This window comes from Enterobacter sp. 186315, assembly GCF_053290175.1.
In genome coordinates this window covers 1-306 of record NZ_JBPTTK010000078.1, presented here as the reverse complement: position 1 = coordinate 306, position 306 = coordinate 1, and the positions used below count along the sequence as shown (strand labels likewise).

1 pseudogene is annotated in these 306 nt (G+C 62.1%); it reads left to right on the top strand.

From position 1 onward, the window contains the following. A pseudogene (locus ACSVHP_RS23040) lies at nt 1-306 on the top strand (RHS repeat domain-containing protein); the annotation flags it as partial.

Sequence of the window (306 nt, the reverse complement as noted above, 5' to 3'; positions counted from 1 at the left end):
AAAAGCAGGTCGACAAAGGCGGCTACCGCCCGCTTATCTGGCGCTACCGCTGGGATGCGAAAAGCCAGCTCACCGGACTGGAAACGCCTGAGGGGGAGCGCTGGGCATACCGGTACGACCCGTTCGGACGCAGAATCAGCAAGCGCTGCATCAACCGGGACAAACCGGGCACGGACTTTCACTGGAACGGCGACCAGCTGTGTGAAGAAATCCCGGTCGGGACGGACGGAACGCCGGTATATGAAAGCGTCATCCGCTGGATATACGAGCCGGGCAGCTTCACGCCGCTGGCGCGCCATGAGAACG